This window comes from Cytobacillus kochii, assembly GCF_020171845.1.
GTDB lineage: Bacteria > Bacillota > Bacilli > Bacillales > Cytobacillaceae > Cytobacillus > Cytobacillus kochii.
This window is the reverse complement of the sequence record NZ_JAIVAM010000034.1, coordinates 1-1,281: the sequence shown is the minus strand read 5'-3', so window position 1 is coordinate 1,281 and position 1,281 is coordinate 1. Positions and strand designations below refer to the sequence as shown.

The window sequence follows — 1,281 nt, the reverse complement described above, 5'->3', positions numbered from 1 at the left end:
CGCTATGGGAAATCTCATCTCGAGGGGGGCTTCATGCTTAGATGCTTTCAGCACTTATCCCTTCCGCACATAGCTACCCAGCGATGCCTTTGGCAAGACAACTGGTACACCAGCGGTGCGTCCATCCCGGTCCTCTCGTACTAAGGACAGCTCCTCTCAAATTTCCTGCGCCCACGACGGATAGGGACCGAACTGTCTCACGACGTTCTGAACCCAGCTCGCGTACCGCTTTAATGGGCGAACAGCCCAACCCTTGGGACCGACTACAGCCCCAGGATGCGATGAGCCGACATCGAGGTGCCAAACCTCCCCGTCGATGTGGACTCTTGGGGGAGATAAGCCTGTTATCCCCGGGGTAGCTTTTATCCGTTGAGCGATGGCCCTTCCATGCGGAACCACCGGATCACTAAGCCCGACTTTCGTCCCTGCTCGACTTGTAGGTCTCGCAGTCAAGCTCCCTTGTGCCTTTACACTCTACGAATGATTTCCAACCATTCTGAGGGAACCTTTGGGCGCCTCCGTTACTCTTTAGGAGGCGACCGCCCCAGTCAAACTGCCCACCTGACACTGTCTCCCATCCCGATAAGGGATGTGGGTTAGAATTTCAATACAGCCAGGGTAGTATCCCACCGACGCCTCCACCGAAGCTAGCGCTCCGGCTTCTAAGGCTCCTACCTATCCTGTACAAGCTGTACCAAAATTCAATATCAGGCTACAGTAAAGCTCCACGGGGTCTTTCCGTCCTGTCGCGGGTAACCTGCATCTTCACAGGTACTATAATTTCACCGAGTCTCTCGTTGAGACAGTGCCCAGATCGTTACGCCTTTCGTGCGGGTCGGAACTTACCCGACAAGGAATTTCGCTACCTTAGGACCGTTATAGTTACGGCCGCCGTTTACTGGGGCTTCGATTCAAAGCTTCGCGTGAGCTAACCTCTCCTCTTAACCTTCCAGCACCGGGCAGGCGTCAGCCCCTATACTTCGCCTTGCGGCTTCGCAGAGACCTGTGTTTTTGCTAAACAGTCGCCTGGGCCTATTCACTGCGGCTCATCAAGGCTTTAACACCCTAATGAGCACCCCTTCTCCCGAAGTTACGGGGTCATTTTGCCGAGTTCCTTAACGAGAGTTCTCTCGCTCACCTTAGGATTCTCTCCTCGCCTACCTGTGTCGGTTTGCGGTACGGGCACCTTATTCCTCGCTAGAGGCTTTTCTTGGCAGTGTGGAATCAAGAACTTCGGTACTAAATTTCCCTCGCTATCACAGCTCAAGGTATATGACCATG

At 54.0% G+C, this 1,281-nt stretch carries 1 rRNA gene; it reads right to left on the bottom strand.

Going from position 1 to position 1,281, the window contains the following annotated elements:
* Nucleotides 1–1,281: ribosomal RNA gene (locus tag LCM23_RS25615) — 23S ribosomal RNA — on the bottom strand; the annotation flags it as partial.